At 38.9% G+C, this 17913-nt stretch carries 14 protein-coding genes; all 14 read left to right on the forward strand.

Annotation, left to right across the window (positions count from 1 at the left end; translation table 11 throughout):
* The first annotated feature begins 249 nt into the window (after positions 1-249).
* The 14 genes from MHB65_RS05095 (at position 250) to ffh (ending at position 17861) form a co-directional block, all read left to right on the forward strand.
* Positions 250-1653: a C4-dicarboxylate ABC transporter permease gene (locus tag MHB65_RS05095; protein ID WP_342442679.1), complete on the forward strand. Its 1404-nt coding sequence runs from the start codon at positions 250-252 to the stop codon at positions 1651-1653.
* A gap of 13 nt (positions 1654-1666) precedes the next feature.
* Complete coding sequence (locus tag MHB65_RS05100; RefSeq protein WP_342442680.1) at positions 1667-2818, forward strand: amidohydrolase; 1152 nt, start codon at positions 1667-1669, stop codon at positions 2816-2818.
* A gap of 33 nt (positions 2819-2851) precedes the next feature.
* Complete coding sequence (locus MHB65_RS05105; RefSeq protein ID WP_205441915.1) at positions 2852-3955, forward strand: dipeptide epimerase; 1104 nt, start codon at positions 2852-2854, stop codon at positions 3953-3955.
* A gap of 135 nt (positions 3956-4090) precedes the next feature.
* Complete coding sequence (gene recG, locus MHB65_RS05110) at positions 4091-6136, forward strand: ATP-dependent DNA helicase RecG (protein WP_342442681.1); 2046 nt, start codon at positions 4091-4093, stop codon at positions 6134-6136.
* Positions 6137-6268: 132 nt separating this feature from the next.
* A complete protein-coding gene (gene fapR / locus MHB65_RS05115; protein WP_205441917.1) occupies positions 6269-6841 on the forward strand; it encodes a transcription factor FapR in 573 nt (190 codons plus the stop codon).
* Between the two features lie 2 nt (positions 6842-6843).
* Positions 6844-7836, forward strand: a complete 993-nt coding sequence (gene plsX / locus MHB65_RS05120) for a phosphate acyltransferase PlsX (protein ID WP_205441918.1) — start codon at positions 6844-6846, stop codon at positions 7834-7836.
* Positions 7837-7854: 18 nt separating this feature from the next.
* Positions 7855-8808, forward strand: coding sequence for an ACP S-malonyltransferase (gene fabD, locus MHB65_RS05125; protein WP_342442682.1), 954 nt, complete (start codon positions 7855-7857; stop codon positions 8806-8808).
* Positions 8801-9547 carry a 3-oxoacyl-[acyl-carrier-protein] reductase gene (fabG, locus tag MHB65_RS05130; protein ID WP_205441920.1) on the forward strand — a complete coding sequence of 249 codons (747 nt, stop codon included), beginning with the start codon at positions 8801-8803 and terminating at the stop codon, positions 9545-9547. The genes fabD and fabG overlap by 8 nt, the downstream gene beginning before the upstream one ends.
* 58 nt (positions 9548-9605) lie before the next feature.
* Positions 9606-9842, forward strand: coding sequence for an acyl carrier protein (acpP, locus tag MHB65_RS05135; RefSeq protein ID WP_009371143.1), 237 nt, complete (start codon positions 9606-9608; stop codon positions 9840-9842).
* A 390-nt stretch (positions 9843-10232) separates the two neighbouring features.
* Entirely contained in the window at positions 10233-10997 is a 765-nt protein-coding gene (rnc, locus tag MHB65_RS05140; RefSeq protein WP_012293239.1) for a ribonuclease III, read from the forward strand.
* 3 nt (positions 10998-11000) lie between these two features.
* The gene (gene smc / locus MHB65_RS05145) at positions 11001-14582 is read left to right on the forward strand and encodes a chromosome segregation protein SMC (protein ID WP_342442683.1); all 3582 of its coding nucleotides are present in this window, start codon (positions 11001-11003) and stop codon (positions 14580-14582) included.
* The gene (ftsY, locus tag MHB65_RS05150) at positions 14579-15850 is read left to right on the forward strand and encodes a signal recognition particle-docking protein FtsY (protein WP_342442684.1); all 1272 of its coding nucleotides are present in this window, start codon (positions 14579-14581) and stop codon (positions 15848-15850) included. Before smc ends, ftsY begins: the two co-directional genes overlap by 4 nt.
* 304 nt (positions 15851-16154) lie before the next feature.
* Entirely contained in the window at positions 16155-16490 is a 336-nt protein-coding gene (locus tag MHB65_RS05155) for a putative DNA-binding protein (protein WP_205441924.1), read from the forward strand.
* A gap of 12 nt (positions 16491-16502) precedes the next feature.
* Positions 16503-17861, forward strand: coding sequence for a signal recognition particle protein (ffh, locus tag MHB65_RS05160; RefSeq protein ID WP_342442685.1), 1359 nt, complete (start codon positions 16503-16505; stop codon positions 17859-17861).
* Positions 17862-17913 lie beyond the last annotated feature (52 nt).

Consider the following 17913-nt stretch of genomic DNA (forward strand, 5'->3'; position numbering starts at 1 on the left):
GAAATCGCAGGAATGAACGTTCTTTTTTATTTGTAATTTTTTTGATGTATTCCGATGAATTATATGTAAATTTATCAATAGTAACTATTCGAAATAGTAATTTTTTATTTATTTTTTTATCAATTACAATGAATAAGACGGAAATTTCAAAAAAAGGGGATGGCTTTTTATGGTGGAGAGATACGATATGCATTGATAGTGCTAATAAAAATTTGTTTTGATCACTGATTCAACTAAGGAGGATGGCGGATGAGTAAATTTATAGCTAATAAAGAAATAGAGCAACAAAAAGGAATTAATGTTAATGTGTTAATCTTTTGCCTTATTGTCGTATCATCCATTTTAACGTATTTTATTCCAGCTGGTTCATTTCAACGGGAAGAAGTTAATGGACGTCAAGTGATTCAACCTGGGACATTTAGTTTTACAGAAATGAACCCTATTGGATTTTTAGATATTTTTAGCAGTGTTCATTCTGGCATGATGCAAGGGGCAAGTATTATTTTCTTTGTATTGATTGTGGGAGGTACCTTTGGGATACTATCAGCCACAGGGGCGTTGGAATCCTTTATCGCTATGCTATCCGTAAAAATGGCTAAACGTGAAATGTTAATAATACCAGTATTGATGTTGTTTTTCGCCTGTGCTGGGTCATTAATGGGGATGTCTGATGAAACGATTGTGTATGTAGGGATTCTTGCACCGCTTGCTGTTGCCCTAGGTTTTGATGCAATTACGGGTTTTGCTATTGTTATTCTAGGTGCATCTGTCGGATTTTCGGCAGCTGTTATGAATCCGTTTACAGTAGGAATAGCGCAAGAGATTGCGGGCTTGCCATTATTTTCAGGAATTGCTTTTCGAATTGTAATTTTTATTGTCTTATACACAGTAGCAACAATATATGTATATCGCTACGCAAGAAAAGTGAAGAACAATCCCAAAATAGGGTTTTATGGGAATTTCCGCAATGAGGATGGTGGTTTCGTACAGGGAAACTCGAAAATGGAAATAAGACATAAGCTTGTTATGGCTACATTTCTATTGAATTTTATCGTGTTGATGTACGGGGTTGTAAAACTAGGTTGGTACATTACTGAAATAGCTGGTTTATTTTTATTGTTTGGTATTTTGATGGGGCTTATTGGCAAACTATCACCTTCGCATATTGCTAATTCATTTATGAAGGGTGCTGGGGATTTAATTGGTGGTGCGCTGATCATTGGATTAGCCCAGTCTATTTTAGTGATTTTCAATAACTCAGGATTAATTGATACAATCCTCTTTTACACGTCTGCATTGCTTGATTCAGTTCCACCTGTACTAAATGCAGTAGGGATGTTTATCTTCCAGTTATTTTTAAACTTTTTAGTACCATCAGGAAGTGGACAGGCTGCCTTAACAATGCCGATTATGGCACCTTTATCAGATATGATTGGCGTTACAAGACAGACAGCTGTACTTGCCTATCAATTTGGAGATGGTATGTCGAATATTATTTTCCCTACAGTAGGTTTTTTAATGGCGGGATTATCAATTGCGGGTATTCCTTGGGGTAAATGGATAAAATGGATTTTTCCGTTTATGCTTATTCAAGTAACAGTTGCTGTAATATCGCTCATTATTGCGCAAATCATACAATATGGACCTTTCTAAAGGAGTTTTAACAATGGAAATAATGAATATAAAAAAATTAGCAGAAAAGGCAATAGAGGATCGTCGTCATCTGCACCAATACCCAGAGCTTTCTGGTCAAGAATACGAAACAAGTGAGTTTATTCGCCAAAGACTAGAGGCGTTAGATATAGAAATTCTAGATTACGAACCTCCAGGTGTAGTGGCATTTATAAAAGGGACAAAGGGAACAAAGACCATTGCATTACGTGCCGATATAGATGCATTACCTATAGAAGAAGAGGGAGACAAGCCATACATTTCTCACAAGCAAGGTATTGCTCATATGTGTGGCCATGATGGTCATACTGCGATTTTATTAGCAGTTGCAACATGGATAAGCTTAAATAGGGAGAAAATCGAGCCGAATATCAAGCTTATATTTCAATCGGCAGAGGAAATCACCCCAAGTGGAGCTGATTTATTAATTCAAAAAGGTGTGTTGGAAGATGTAGATGCTATTTTTGGCATTCACCTATGGCAAGGTTTAGAGAAAGGTAAGATTGGTTTAACACATGGACCAATGATGGCTTCTATTGATGATTTTGAAATTATAATTCAAGGGTATGGCGGGCATGGATCAATGCCACATGAAACAATTGATCCTATTTATATAGCTAGCCATTTAATGCAAGCTTTTCAAAGCATCATAAGTAGAAATGTCAATCCTATCGATGCCGGTGTCATTACAGTAGGTAATATACAAGCGGGGACTACCTATAATATTATTCCTGATACGGCAAAATTAATTGGAACGATCAGAGCGTTGACACCGAACACTGTAAAAATCATTAAAACGAAAATGGTAAGTTTAACAGAGGGAATTTGTCGAGCATTTGGAGCAGAGGGAAAAATCGATTTTATTTTAGGAACACCTCCGCTCATCAATGATCCGACACAATCACGAATTATTGAATCGATTGTACGGGAACAATTCGGAGATACTGCATTTAAGGTAGTTGAACCAGTCATGGGTGGAGAAGATTTTTCTTATTATTTACAACATAAGCCTGGAGCATTTGTTTTTGTAGGTATGGGTGGTGAAAAAAGCCAATATCCACATCATCATCCACGATTTGATGTAGATGAAGATGTTTTCCCTGACGCAATTCAACTATTTATAAACATTATCTTGCAACATAAATAATCAGACTAATTTTACGGAAAGGAGCTATACATCGTGATAAAAAAGATTGAAGTGTTTGCAGCACGTTTACAATTAAAGGAACCATTCATTATTTCGTATGTTCATTTAGATGATATGCCAACTATTCTTACCAGAATAGAGACGGATGAGGGGGTAGTTGGCTGGGGCGAAGCTGTGCCTGATCAAAATGTGACTGGTGAAACTTGGGAGAGTACGTATCACGTTATTAAACATGAATTAGCCCCATTATTGATTAATGAAGATCCATTTGCAGTAGAGCGTATTCATAAAAAGTTTAATGAAAAAATTGATGGAGTCCCTTCAGCAAAAGCAGCATTGGACATTGCACTCTATGATTTGATGGGGAAAATGACTGGTCAACCTGTTTATCAATTAATTGGTGGAAAAGCACATGAGGAATTACAGGTGCCAAGAGTGATTAGTATTAAAAGTCCAGAAGAAATGGCTAAAGATGCAAGTGAATTTGTAAAATCGGGTTTCCGTAATATTAAAATTAAGGTTGGTACAAATGCTGAAATAGATATTGCTCGTATTCGTGCGGTAAGAGAAGCAATAGGGGATGAGGTGCAACTGCGGGTAGATGCCAATCAAGGTTGGAATAGAATGGAGACATTAAAAGTAATAAGAGAAACTACAGCTTGTCATGTAGACTGGTACGAGCAACCTGTAAAAGCACATGATTTAAGAGCGTTAAAAGAAATCAGAGCCCTTTCTCCTTGTAGTATTATGGTAGATGAGGGTGTTCATAATATTTATGATTTAGTCGATGTCATAGAAATGCGTGCTGCGGATATGCTAAATATAAAATTAATGAAATCAGGTGGAATCTATCCAGCTCTAGCTCTAGCAAGTCTGGCAGAGGCTGCAGAGATGCCTTGTCAAGTAGGCTCTATGGTGGAATCAGCAATCGGAACAATGGCTGGGGCACACCTAGCGATTAGTAAGTCGATTATCCATACAAACGAGATGGTTGGGCCATTAATGTTTGTAAAAGATGTGGCAAATGTTACATACTATAAAGACATCCTACAGTTAAGCCATAAAGCTGGATTAGGAATAGAAGTTGATGAGCAATATGTGAAAGAAATTACATGCTTCTCCTGTGAAATTAAATAATCAAAAATTTAACCCTATCAATCATTGGTAGGGTTTTTGCTTATGTGTAGGGTTAGGGAAATAATTTATGGTACATTAGATAGAGAGAGGGTATAACACTACATAAACAATCAATGAAGGGAGTTGTGGGAGAAGATGACTGAATTATATGGACCCGTCAATGAATTAAAAGGCGTCGGGAAAGAAACAGCAGCACATCTTGAATCACTAGGAATCAATACAATAGCTGATTTATTATGGACGTTCCCACATCGACATGAAGATTTTCGTTTAAAAGATTTAGCGCAAACACCACATAACGAACGAGTGACGGTTGAATGTAAGGTGGAGCGTGAGCCTACAGTTTTGTTTTTAGGTCGTAATAAATCAAGACTTCAAGTAACCGTTTTAGCAGGACGTCATTTAGTGAAAGTCGTATTTTTTAATCAGGGCTATTTAAAGCAAAAGCTTGTACCTGGAGCCATTATTACGGTGACTGGAAAATGGGATCGTGGTAGACAAGTAATCAACGGCACTTCTGTCACATTTGGTCCTAAAACGGATCAAGTAGACTTTGAGCCTGTCTATAGTCTGAAAGGTTTGATCCCACAAAAAAGATTTCGAAAATATATGCGACAAGTGTTAGATGACTGTGGTGCAGTGTTGACAGATACCATTCCACATTATTTACTAGAGTCGTATAAGCTCGTTTCAATAAGAGAGGGCTTGGAGGGTATTCATTTTCCACTGGATGCCGGACATGCTAAACAGGCAAGAAGACGCTTTGCCTATGAGGAGCTATTGAACTTCCAATTGCGTATTCAAGCTTTACGGAAAATAAGGAAGGATAGTGAACACGGTACAGTCATTCAGTTTGATGTGCATAAGTTACGAGACTTTATTGCTTCTTTGCCCTATGAATTGACGAATGCCCAAAAACGCGTGGTGAATGAAATTTGTAAAGATTTGAAGGAACCGCATCGAATGAATCGCTTGCTACAGGGGGATGTAGGTTCAGGGAAAACAGTCGTAGCGGCAATAGGGCTATATGCGGCCGTAACAGCAGGTTTTCAAGGAGCCTTAATGGCACCAACTGAAATATTAGCAGAACAGCACTTGGAGAACTTGAAAGAATGGTTCCAGCCCTTCGGCATTCGTGTTGCACTGTTATCTGGGTCCACTAAAACAAAGGAGCGACGTGTGATATTAGCTGATTTGGCAAATGGGGATCTTGATATTGTCATTGGCACACATGCACTAATCCAGCCAGATGTTGTTTTTCATAAATTAGGCTTTGTCATCACGGATGAACAGCACCGCTTTGGTGTGGAGCAACGTCGTGTTTTGCGAGATAAAGGGGAGAATCCAGATGTGCTCTTTATGACAGCTACCCCGATACCAAGAACACTGGCTATTACGGCATTTGGGGAAATGGATGTATCGATGATTGATGAAATGCCAGCAGGGCGCAAGCAGATTGAAACGCATTGGATGAAGAAAGAACAAATCGGCTCTGTTTTGTCCAAGCTAGAATTAGAGTTAGCGGCTGGAAGACAAGCCTATGCGATTTGCCCGCTTATTGAGGAATCCGATAAGCTTGATGTTCAAAATGCAGTGGAAATTTATGAGCAGCTAGCGACTTATTTTAAAGATCGTTATCAGGTCGGTTTAATGCATGGGCGTTTATCAGCCGATGAAAAAGATGCTGTTATGCGGGCTTTTAGTGAAGGAACCATTCAGGTTTTAGTTTCTACAACCGTTGTGGAGGTAGGTGTGAATGTGCCGAATGCTACCTTTATGATTGTCTATGATGCTGAACGCTTTGGCTTAGCGCAGTTGCATCAGCTTCGAGGGCGTGTTGGGCGTGGAGAGCATCAATCCTACTGTATTTTACTTGCTGATCCTAAGTCTGATGAGGGGAAAGAACGTATGCAATCGATGACGGAAACGAATGATGGTTTCCGTTTAGCTGAAAAAGATTTGGAATTAAGGGGACCAGGGGACTTTTTTGGTAGAAAGCAAAGTGGTTTACCTGATTTTAAAGTAGCTGATTTAGTACATGATTATCGTATATTGGAGACCGCTAGAAAAGATGCCACAGAGATGCTTGAAACAAAGGCGTTTTGGCAGGATGACGACTATCAATACTTGCGTAAAATGCTAGAGGATTCTGGTGTTTTACAAGGGGAACGCTTCGATTAGTTTTGGAAGCTTATTAGCATAGAAAGAATGTAAGTACTTGATTTCAAAACAAGTCTTGCATTCTTTTTTTATACTCTATATACTGATATTAGTACCAAGTGCTAATAACAACTCAAAAGGTGGCGAATGAAGTTGAGACGAACGAAAAAAGAGCGACAGCGACTACTATCTGAAACGATAGCTGAAAATCCATTCGTCACAGATGAACAGCTAGCAACACAGTTTCAGGTAAGTGTCCAAACAATTCGTTTAGACCGTATGGAGTTATCCATACCAGAATTACGAGAGCGAATTAAAGACGTTGCTTCAAAAAACTATGAAAATGAAGTAAAATCTCTACCGATTGATGAGGTCATCGGGGAAATTGTAGATATTGAATTAGATCATCGAGCACTCTCGATTTTTGATGTACAAGAAGAGCATGTTTTTCAGCGCAATGGCATCGCACGTGGCCATCATTTGTTTGCGCAAGCAAATTCATTAGCGGTTGCAGTAATTGATGACGAACTAGCATTAACCGTACATTCCAATATAACGTTTGTGAAACCTGTACGAGCTGGAAATCGTGTTATTACAAAAGCGATTGTTATCGGACGAGATGAACAAAAACATCGTACAAAAGTCGAGGTAACATCTACCGTTAATGGTGAAACCGTTTTTGTTGGTGAGTTTGATATGTACCGCACGAAAGGTAAAGGTGAGTAACAATGAAATTAGCGCTTGATGGAATGGGTGGAGACAATGCACCAAAATCAGTTGTTGAAGGTGCACTTTTAGCATTAGAGCAAATCCCAAACTTAGAAATTCAATTATATGGTCAGCAAGATAAGCTGGAACCATTTTTAAAACAACATGATCGATTAAAGGTTATACATTGTGAGGAAGTAGTAGAAGGAACTGATGATCCTGCCCGCGCTGTTCGTAGAAAAAAAGATTCTTCAATGGCACGTATGATGGATGCAGTAGAAGAAGGTAGAGCAGATGCTTGCCTTTCTGCTGGGAACACAGGTGCCCTTATGGCAGGAGGCTTATTTAAAGTAGGTCGCATTGAGGGAATAGCTCGACCAGCATTAGCTACAACGCTACCAACATTAGATGGTAAAGGCTTTTTAATGCTTGATTTAGGAGCAAACGCAGATGCTCGACCAGAGCATTTAGTGCAATATGCGATTATGGGTGATATTTATGCTAAAAAGGTTGGAGGATTACAAAAACCACGAATTGGCTTATTAAATATCGGCACTGAGGATAAAAAAGGAAATGAACTAACGAAAGCAGCCTTCGAATTATTGAAGGAAGCGGATTTGAATTTTATTGGTAATGTTGAAGCGCGTGATTTACTTGAAGGAGTAGCTGATGTTGTTGTAACGGATGGCTTTACAGGCAATATGGTGTTGAAGTCTATTGAAGGGACGGCCGGTGCTTTATTTTCCATGTTGAAAGAGGCCTTTATGTCTTCAACGAAAACAAAAATTTCGGCAGCACTCATGAAAAATAATTTACGTGACTTGAAAAATAAAATGGACTATACAGAGTATGGTGGCGCAGGATTGTTTGGCTTACAAGCACCTGTTATTAAGGCACATGGATCATCTAACGCGAAAGCGATTTTCAGTGCCATTCGACAAGCCAATACGATGGTAGAGCATACCGTTATCTCGACGATTACTGAGACAGTACGTCACATAGAAATTGATTAAGCAAAGGGGATTATTCAAATGACGAAAATAGCATTTATTTTTCCAGGACAGGGTTCGCAAGTAGTTGGAATGGGTCAAGAGTTTGTTGAAAATGCTGCAGAAAGTAAAGCGTTTTATGATCGTGCAGATCAAGCTCTTCAATTTGAATTATCTAAATTAATGTTAGAAGGTCCAGCAGAAGAGTTAACATTGACATATCATGCACAGCCAGCGCTTCTTACTACTGGTGTAATGGTGGCCGAAAAGTTGCGCGCAGCAGGTATTCAACCACACTACGCAGCGGGTCATTCACTTGGAGAATATAGTGCATTGGTTTTAGCAGGCGTTATGTCATTTGATGATGCCGTGTCGATCGTGCATAAACGAGGTCTTTATATGAATGAAGCTGTACCAGCAGGACAAGGTGCGATGGCGGCAATTCTAGGAATGGAACTAGAGGCATTGAACGAGGTAACAAAGCAGGTGTCAGCTGCAGGCGACTCTGTTCAGGTGGCCAATGTGAATTGTCCAGGACAAATTGTTATTTCAGGCACTAAAGAAGGAGTAGATAAAGCAAGTATCGCCGCTAAAGAAGCTGGTGCAAAACGAGCAATCCCTTTAGTTGTAAGTGGTCCTTTCCACTCTGATTTAATGCAACCATCCTCAGAGAAACTGCAAGCAGCATTGGCAGAGGTTTCTTTATCCGCACCTGAAATACCTGTGATTGGTAATGTAATGGCGAAGGAATTAAAAGATTTAGCTGCGATTCAACAGGAGCTAGTTGAACAGGTCTATAGTGCTGTGCAATGGGAAGCATCTATGCGTGAAATGATTGCGCAGGGCGTTGATGTCTTTATCGAATGTGGACCTGGCAAAGTATTAAGCGGTCTCTTGAAAAAAATTGATCGCTCTGTTGCAGCTTATTGTGTTTATGATGAAGCTTCATTAGAAGCAGTTTTAGAAGCATCGAAGGAGTGGTCAATCAATGCGTAAATTAGAAGGAAAAGTAGCTGTTGTAACAGGAGCTTCAAGAGGAATTGGACGTGCTATTGCTTTAAAGCTTGCTGATGAAGGTGCGAAGGTTGTTGTGAACTATAGTGGCTCACAGGCAAAAGCGGAAGAAGTAGTGGCGATGATTCAAGAAAACGGTGGCGAAGCAATTGCTGTGCAAGCTAGCGTTTCAAAGACAGAAGAAGTTACAGCTTTAATGGATGCTGCTGTGAAAACATTTGGTTCTCTTGATATTTTAGTTAATAATGCTGGTATTACAAGAGATAACTTGATCATGCGTATGAAAGAGGACGAATGGGACGATGTATTAGACACGAACCTTAAAGGTGTTTTCCTTTGTACTAAAGCGGTAACACGTCAAATGATGAAGCAACGTGCAGGTCGTATTATTAATATTTCTTCTATCGTTGGTGTAGCGGGGAATGCTGGTCAAGCCAACTATGTTGCGGCTAAAGCAGGTGTTATTGGACTAACGAAAACGACGGCAAAGGAATTAGCTTCTCGTCATATTTTAGTCAATGCCATTGCACCAGGTTTTATTGAAACAGAAATGACAGAACAATTGCCAGAGGATATCAAACAAGGTATGCTTACACAGATTCCTCTTGCGAAACTTGGTCAGCCAGAGGATATTGCAAAAGCAGTAGCTTTCCTTGCATCGGATGACGCTAATTATATGACAGGGCAAACGCTTCATATTGATGGCGGCATGGTCATGTAATTTCAATTAGGCATATACGCTGATTTTTTGTATAATCATTTGAGGGGAGGTGAATCATTTGTCTACAGTATTAGAACGCGTAACAAAAGTAATCGTGGACCGTTTAGGTGTGGAAGAAAGCGAAGTAACGCTTGAAGCTTCTTTCCGTGATGATTTAGGTGCTGACTCATTAGACGTAGTTGAGCTTGTAATGGAGCTTGAAGACGAATTCGATATGGAAATTTCTGATGAAGATGCTGAAAAAATCTCAACAGTAGGTACTGCAATCTCATACATCGAAAGTAAATTAAACTAATTTCGTTAAAACTTTATTTAGTGAAAATAGATCACCTCTATAGGTGTAATGGTCATCGTAATCATACAATGGTTTTTATGGTAGCTTGAATAAAGTAGAAATTACTTTTTCTGCTTTTACTTGAAAGAAGAAGCAGATTCAATGAATGAAGATGTATTTAAAGGGGACGAAATGGATCGGTTTTCGATCTATTAACGTCCCTTTTTTCATGTTGAAAATTAATTACGCTTTGGCTTCAAAATTCTCTCTCAAGGGAGATGCATGCTGAATCAAGATAAATTTTCGGAAAAATTTCCAAAACATTGTGTTTAAGCCGAAATACTTTTGCATAAACGCCTTGAAAAAGGTACACTAAAACGGTAGAAACTATTAGGAAGGCAGATTTGTTCAATGGCTATGAAAAGAAAAGGAACTATGCAGAAATCTGGCGTACTTCCTGAAAAAGTACGCAATCAATTTGAGCTGTTACAGCATGAATTAAATATCACATTTATTAATAAAAATTTATTGTATCAAGCATTCACGCATTCATCTTATGTGAATGAGCATCGCCGTAAACTATTTACGGATAATGAGCGTCTTGAATTTTTAGGAGACGCAGTACTTGAACTGTCTGTTTCTAAATATCTTTTTGAGAAATACCCGAATATGAGCGAGGGTGAGTTAACAAAGTTAAGAGCTTCCATTGTTTGTGAGCCATCACTAGTTATTTTTGCTAATGAGCTAGGCTTTGGACGCTTTGTTTTACTTGGAAAAGGTGAGGAATTAACAGGTGGTCGGGAACGTCCAGCGCTACTCGCAGATGTATTTGAATCATTTGTAGGCGCACTCTATTTAGATCAAGATTTACAAACGGTCGTGTCCTTTTTAGAACGGATCGTGTTCCCAAAAGTAGAAGTCGGTGCTTTTTCGCATGTGATGGATTTTAAAAGTCAATTGCAAGAAATGGTACAGCAAACCAATAATGGACTTCTTCATTATGAGATTATCGATGAAAAAGGCCCAGCACATAATCGTACCTTTGTATCAAGTGTATTATTAAATGGACAAGAGCTTGGTATTGGTCGTGGAAAATCAAAAAAAGAAGCCGAGCAGCAAGCTGCACAATGTGCTATGCGAATGATGCGTGAAGAAGCTGCAAAAGAGGAGGCTTAATAGATGTTCCTAAAACGACTAGAAGTGATTGGCTTTAAATCTTTTGCGGAACGCATTGGAATTGATTTTGTACCTGGTGTTACAGCCGTTGTTGGACCAAATGGCAGTGGGAAAAGTAATGTCACAGATGCGATTCGTTGGGTACTTGGGGAGCAATCGGCAAAGTCGTTACGTGGAGCAAAGATGGAAGATGTTATTTTCGCTGGGAGTGACTCTCGTAAGCCACTCAACTTTGCAGAGGTAACACTTATATTAGATAATACTGACGAGCAACTTGCTTTTTCTTATACAGAAGTCAGTGTAACAAGACGCGTATACCGTTCAGGTGATAGTGAATATTTATTAAATAACCAACAGTGTCGCCTGAAGGATATTACGGACTTGTTTATGGATTCAGGACTTGGAAAAGAGGCATTTTCAATCATCTCTCAAGGACGTGTGGATGAAATTTTAAATAGCCGACCTGATGACCGTCGTTCTATTTTTGAAGAGGCAGCTGGCGTTTTAAAGTATAAAATAAGAAAGAAAAAAGCAGAGCATAAGCTTGTTGAGACAGATGAAAATTTGTATCGTGTATTAGACATTCTCCATGAATTAGACAACCGATTAGAGCCGCTTGAAATGCAGGCATCTAGTGCAAGAGACTATGTACAAATGTCTACCGAGCTAAAGGATTTTGATATTGCCATTCTTGTGCATGATTTTAAAAATTGTGCACAATCTTTGCATGCGCTAAAAGAGGAGTTTGCTGAGCTTTCAGCAACGGAGCTAAAACAAGCTCAAAAAATTACAACGATTGATAAACAGACTACCAATATCCGTAAGCTATTAAAAGATCTGGATGATTATTTGGATGTTTCGCAAGCTGAACTTGTCAATGCCACTATGGAGGTAGAACGTTGGGATGGTCGTAAGGCACTGATGGCTGAAAAACGCCAAAATGCATCCAATCAACTTCTGCAGCTGAATACGACATTACAAGAGGCTAAAGCAGAGGTAGAATTACTGCTTGTTCAAGAACAGGAGAAAAAAGAAGTGTTCTCCGAGAAACAACAAGCCGTTTCAGTGTTAAAACAGAGCATCAAACAGTTAGAACAATCATTAAATCGTTCTGTGACGGAAATCGAGGAAGAAATCGAAGAGCATAAAAATCGATATATTGATTCATTAAATGAAGAAGCAACAGTCAAGAATGAATTGAAAAATATCGACCAGCAATTAGCTCAACAAAAGGCAATGGCAGCAAAAATGTCCGATCAAACAGATGAAATTGGACAGGAGCTTATGCAAATTATTGCTGAAAAAGAAAAGTTAGTGGCTGAACATGCCTTAACAACCAATGATTTGCAGAAAAAACTAGAGCAACATGAAGCCTTACAAATACAGTTAAAAAATGTCAATATATCCTTTACTGAAAAACAGGATATGCTGTACAAAGCCTACCAGCACCAACAGCAACTAAAGGCTAGAAAAGATACGTTAGCTGAGCTCGAAGCTGATTTTTCTGGGTTCTTCCAAGGTGTTAAAGAAGTCTTACTTGCTCGTGATAAAGGCGAATTACAAGGTATTGAGGGTGCTGTAGCTGAGTTAATTCAAGTTGAAGGAAAGTATTCACAAGCGATCGAAACAGCTTTAGGTGCTGCCTCTCAACATATTGTCACAACCAATGAACGTCATGCACAACAGGCCATTCATTGGTTAAAACAAAAACGGGCTGGACGTGCTACTTTTTTACCAAAAACAGTCATGAAATCACGCAAAATTAATCTAGGGACTATTCAAATAGCAACTGAGCATCCTGCTTTTATTCAAATGGCAGATGCGCTTGTTACTTTTAACGAAGATAATCGAACAATTGTTGAAAACCTTTTAGGAAATGTCATCGTGGCAGCAAATTTAGAAGGTGCAAGTCAAATTGCTCGTTTATGTGGTTTCCGATACCGAGTTGTCACACTTGATGGAGATATTGTCAATGCAGGTGGTTCATTAACAGGTGGTGCATTGAAACAGCAATCCTCACTCTTCACAAGAAAGGCCGAGTTAGATGATTTAATCCTTAAGCTAGAATCATTACAAGCTTCCATTTATAGTGCCGAACAGGCTGTTGCAGCAGAAAAAGAGAAGCTTGCGATACTGCGAGATCAAGTAGAGCAACTAAAGCTTGAAGGAGAGCAACTACGAAAAGATGAAATGCAACAATCTAGCCGTATTCGTGAGCTAGAAATGGTAGAAAAAAGCTTATCGGCCAGAGTAACCTTTGCTTCAACTGAAACACAGGATGTAAAAACACGTGAGGAAGCATTGTTGACACAAAAACAAGTGGCAGTGGAGCGATTAAATACCCTTGCTATAGAGCTTGTCGAAATCAATGAAACTGTAGAACAATTAAGTAAGGTAAAGTTACAAGGTGAGACAGAGAAAGATGTATTACGAGAACGACTTGCCGAAAAACGTTCACAGCTAGCAGTTATGCAGGAACAAATGTCACAAGTTCAAATTACTACTGCTGAACTAGCGCTACAATTAAACAAAGCACAACAAAAAGTCAAAAATATTTCTCAGGAAATAGTGTGGCTTCAATCTGATGAATCGACAAATCATTTAAGTGATGAAGAGGTCGAGGAACAGGTTGTTACATGGAAAGCAAGAAGAGATGCCTTACAAGAAACTATTTCTGATAAGAAAGAGCAGAAAATAGGTCAGCAACAAGAACTAGCTACATTAGAAGAGCAACTGAAGGAACTGCAACGTATTCATAAAGGATACCTTGAGGCAATACGTGCAAATGAGTTAAAACGAAATCGTGTAGAATTTGAAATGGATAATTTTATAGAACAACTCGAAGAAAATTATCAGTTAACATTCGAAGAGGCTGAAAAAGAAGCTCTAGCCATCGAAGATGAAGAGTTTGTGCGAAGACGTGTAAAATTATTAAAAAGATCCATTGAAGAGCTAGGACCTGTTAATTTAGGTGCAATTGAGGAATATGATAGAGTGCTAGAACGTCATACTTTCTTAACTGAACAACGAGAGGACTTGCTTGCTGCGCAGGAAACATTGCATGAAGCAATCAAAGAAATGGATGAAGAAATGACGTTGCGCTTTAGTGAAACGTTCTATGCTATTAGAGAGCAATTTAAACGTGTTTTCCGTGAACTATTTGGCGGGGGGCAAGCTGATTTAGTTTTAATTGACCCGCAAAATTTATTGGAAACAGGTATTGAAATTGTGGCACAGCCTCCAGGAAAAAAATTACAAAATTTAAGTTTACTTTCTGGTGGTGAGCGCGCACTTACGGCCATTGCTTTATTATTCTCCATTCTAAATATTCGACCTGTACCATTTTGTATTCTTGATGAAGTAGAGGCGGCTTTAGATGAGGCGAATGTTGTGCGTTATAGCCAATATTTGAAAAAGTTTAGTCTCAACACACAATTCATTGTTATTACCCACCGTAAAGGAACGATGGAGGGAGCCGATGTTTTGTATGGTATAACAATGCAGGAATCAGGTGTGTCGAAACTTGTATCAGTAAAACTAGAAGATGAACCCGTACTTGCGGAGCAAAGGAGCGAACAAGCATGAGTTTTTTTAAACGTTTAAAAGATAAATTAATGGGTAATCCAGCAGAGGAAGAAAAACTAGAGGCAGCTGACAAAGAGCAGGATTCTGATCAAACAGAGCTAGAGGAATCAAACGAACCTGCTGCTATTGAGACTGTGGATCTAAAAGTGCCTGAACAAGGTGAGGATTCACCAGAAATGGAGATTGTGAAAGAAGCCGAAGTGGAAGCAGAACCAGAATCCTCACCTGAGATAGAAGAAGAACAGTCAGAAGTACAGGAGCTAGCTGTAGTAGAGGACGAACCACTGGAAGAGAAAAAGCCTTCTGCTTGGTCAATAACACAAAAGTTCAAGGCTGGTCTTGAAAAAACACGTAATTCCTTTACTTCAAAAGTGAATGACCTTGTTGCACGTTATCGTAAAGTGGATGAGGATTTCTTTGAAGAATTAGAGGATTTACTATTACAGGCTGATGTTGGATTTGAAACAGTCATGGAACTCATGGATAAACTTCGCTATGAAGTTCAGCGTAAAAATATCAAAGATACACATGGTATTCAAGCAGTGATTTCTGAGAAGCTTGTAGAAATTTATGAGCAAGGTGAAGAAGATTTAATTGAACTAAATATGCAGCCAGATGGTGAACTGACTGTTATTTTATTTGTTGGCGTAAATGGCGTTGGGAAAACAACGACGATAGGTAAATTAGCGCATCGCTTAAGATCTCAAGGGAAAACAGTTGTGTTAGCTGCAGGTGATACGTTCCGTGCTGGTGCCATTGATCAATTACAAGTGTGGGGAGACCGAGTTGGTTGTGAGGTTATTAAACAATCAGAGGGCTCTGACCCAGCGGCAGTCATGTATGATGCGATTCGTGCAGCAAAAAACAGAAAAGCGGATGTGTTAATTTGTGATACAGCTGGACGTTTGCAGAACAAAGTGAACCTAATGAATGAGCTTGAAAAGGTTCATCGTGTTATTTCACGTGAAATTCCAAATGCTCCACATGAAGTATTATTGGCATTAGATGCAACAACTGGCCAAAATGCGCTTGTTCAAGCACAAACATTTAAAGAAGTGACGAATGTAACAGGTATTGTTTTAACAAAGCTTGACGGTACAGCTAAAGGTGGTATTGTCCTTGCGATTCGCAACAAGTTACACATTCCTGTAAAATTTGTGGGTCTTGGTGAGAAAATGGATGATTTACAGCCATTTGATGCAGAACGATATGTTTATGGATTATTTGCCGATGGTTTAGATAAGGAATTACAAAATAATGAAGAGTAACAGCTAACAGTAGCTGAATAATTTTATCTTGATTGGCATTCATCTCCCTCCTCTTTTGAGGAAGATGGATGCTTAGTTTGCTTCAGTTTTTGAACAAAATTGGATAAAATGACACTGACACGTAATGGATAAAAACGCTCGACTGTGCATAGGCGAATGGACTTGTTTAAAAGAGTAATACTAGCTAAAGGCAAGAAATGCCTGATAGCAGCAATTTAGGCTTTTAGACAAGGAGATTACCTTGACACAGACGGGCGCTTTTCGTTATGATACAAATGACTAATAGCGGGAGGAGAAACATTCGATGCTACTTGAAAAAACAACACGCATGAACTTTCTCTTCGACTTTTATCAAGCATTATTAACTGATAAACAAAGAAGTTATATGGAGCTATACTATTTGGATGATAATTCCCTAGGAGAAATTGCCGAATCGTATGGTGTTTCACGCCAAGCTGTTTACGATAATATTCGTCGAACAGAAGCGATGCTTGAGGAATATGAAGAAAAATTATGTTTACTTGAAAAATTTAAACAACGTACCCAAATGCTGTCACAGCTAACAATGGGGATTACAGAAAAAAGTATGACAGCTGAAGAGCAGTTAGCACTTATTGAACAGCTGAAAGAATGGGATTAGGAGGCGAAAGCAATGGCTTTTGAAGGATTAGCGGAACGACTCCAAGGAACGATCCAAAAGATTAAAGGCAAAGGGAAAGTATCAGAGCAAGACGTTAAAGAAATGATGCGAGAAGTCCGATTTGCTTTAATCGAGGCGGATGTTAACTTAAAAGTAGTCAAAGAATTCGTAAAAAAGGTAAGTGAACGTGCTGTCGGTGTTGATGTTATGCAAAGTTTAACACCAGGTCAGCAAGTTATTAAAATTGTACAGGACGAATTAACAGAATTAATGGGGGGCGAACAAAGTCCCATTAAGTTTAATACAAAGCCACCCACTGTCATTATGATGGTTGGTTTACAAGGTGCGGGTAAAACGACAACTACAGGTAAATTGGCAAATGTTCTACGAAAAAAATATAATCGTAAACCTTTACTAGTTGCTGCAGACGTTTATCGTCCAGCAGCTGTCCAACAATTACAGACATTAGGAAAACAGTTATCACTACCTGTTTTTGCGTTAGGAAACGAGGTATCTCCTGTAGAAATTGCGCGTCAGGCAATTGAATTAGCAAAGGAAGAGCATCATGATGTAGTAATCATCGATACGGCTGGTCGTCTTCATATCGATGAAGACCTAATGCAAGAGTTAAAGGATATTCGTGCATTAAAAGAGCCAGATGAGGTTTTCCTAGTTGTCGATGCCATGACGGGTCAAGATGCAGTCAATGTAGCAGAAAGCTTTAATGAAGCAATTGGTATTACTGGAGTTGTTTTAACAAAACTTGACGGTGATACACGTGGTGGTGCTGCATTATCTATCCGTTCTGTGACGCAAAAACCAATTAAATTTGTCGGGATGGGCGAAAAAATGGATGCGCTCGAGCCATTCCATCCAGAGCGTATGGCATCTCGTATTTTAGGTATGGGCGATGTTCTGTCACTTATCGAGAAAGCACAGGCAAATGTAGATGAAGCCAAAGCGAAAGAATTAGAAGAAAAGTTCAAATCTCAAACATTCACTTTTGATGATTTTGTCGAGCAATTACAGCAAGTCAAGAAAATGGGCCCTCTTGATGAAATTTTAAAAATGCTCCCAGGTGCTAACAAAATCAAAGGCTTAGATAATGTAAAAGTTGATGATAAGCAAATGGGGCGTGTAGAGGCCATTATTTACTCGATGACGCCTGCTGAAAAGACCAACCCAGAAATCATGAATGGTAGCCGTAAAAAACGTATTGCGAAAGGCTCTGGGACATCTATTCAAGAGGTGAATCGTCTCATTAAGCAATTCGATGAAATGAAAAAAATGATGAAGCAAATGACTGGAATGGCAAGTGGTAAAGGAAAGAAAAAAATGAAATTACCAGGCTTTGATTCGTTGTTTAAATAATAATTTTTAGGTGTTAAGAAAAAACACTTTACAAACAACCTAAACATTGATA

The organism is Lysinibacillus sp. FSL K6-0075 (assembly GCF_038592945.1).
In the GTDB taxonomy this organism is placed as follows: domain Bacteria; phylum Bacillota; class Bacilli; order Bacillales_A; family Planococcaceae; genus Lysinibacillus; species Lysinibacillus fusiformis_F.

Coding starts and splice junctions, on each gene's coding strand:
- MHB65_RS05095 (WP_342442679.1), top strand. CDS start 250: ATGAGTAAATTTATAGCTAATAAAGAAATAGAGCAACAAAAAGGAATT.
- MHB65_RS05100 (WP_342442680.1), top strand. CDS start 1,667: ATGGAAATAATGAATATAAAAAAATTAGCAGAAAAGGCAATAGAGGAT.
- recG (WP_342442681.1), top strand. CDS start 4,091: ATGACTGAATTATATGGACCCGTCAATGAATTAAAAGGCGTCGGGAAA.
- plsX (WP_205441918.1), top strand. CDS start 6,844: ATGAAATTAGCGCTTGATGGAATGGGTGGAGACAATGCACCAAAATCA.
- fabD (WP_342442682.1), top strand. CDS start 7,855: ATGACGAAAATAGCATTTATTTTTCCAGGACAGGGTTCGCAAGTAGTT.
- fabG (WP_205441920.1), top strand. CDS start 8,801: ATGCGTAAATTAGAAGGAAAAGTAGCTGTTGTAACAGGAGCTTCAAGA.
- rnc (WP_012293239.1), top strand. CDS start 10,233: ATGGCTATGAAAAGAAAAGGAACTATGCAGAAATCTGGCGTACTTCCT.
- smc (WP_342442683.1), top strand. CDS start 11,001: ATGTTCCTAAAACGACTAGAAGTGATTGGCTTTAAATCTTTTGCGGAA.
- ftsY (WP_342442684.1), top strand. CDS start 14,579: ATGAGTTTTTTTAAACGTTTAAAAGATAAATTAATGGGTAATCCAGCA.
- MHB65_RS05155 (WP_205441924.1), top strand. CDS start 16,155: ATGCTACTTGAAAAAACAACACGCATGAACTTTCTCTTCGACTTTTAT.
- ffh (WP_342442685.1), top strand. CDS start 16,503: ATGGCTTTTGAAGGATTAGCGGAACGACTCCAAGGAACGATCCAAAAG.